Annotated in this window: 1 protein-coding gene; it reads right to left on the bottom strand. The window is 50.2% G+C overall.

Annotated features, from left to right (window positions below; translation table 11 throughout):
• Window positions 1-211 (bottom strand): hypothetical protein (locus BMY80_RS12425; protein WP_218140338.1); only part of this gene is annotated, 211 nt, incomplete at both ends.

The following is a 211-nucleotide window of genomic DNA, read 5'->3' as shown; positions in this document are numbered from 1 at the left end:
ACGGTTTCCTTGGCTTCAGCAACCTTGTCAGCTGCTGTGGCCTTAACTTCCTGAGCCTTTTCGGAAACTGCTTCCTTAACCTCAGCTACGGTTTCCTTGGCTTCGGCAATCTTATCTGCAACGGCAGTCTTAACTTCCAGAGCCTTTTCGGAAACTGCTTCCTTAACCTCAGCTACGGTTTCCTTGGCTTCAGCAACCTTGTCAGCTGCTG

The sequence above is a fragment of the Ruminobacter amylophilus genome (assembly GCF_900115655.1).
Classification (GTDB): Bacteria; Pseudomonadota; Gammaproteobacteria; order Enterobacterales; family Succinivibrionaceae; genus Ruminobacter; species Ruminobacter amylophilus.
Note: the sequence above shows the minus strand (reverse complement) of the source record. Positions and strands in the feature narration are given on the sequence as shown.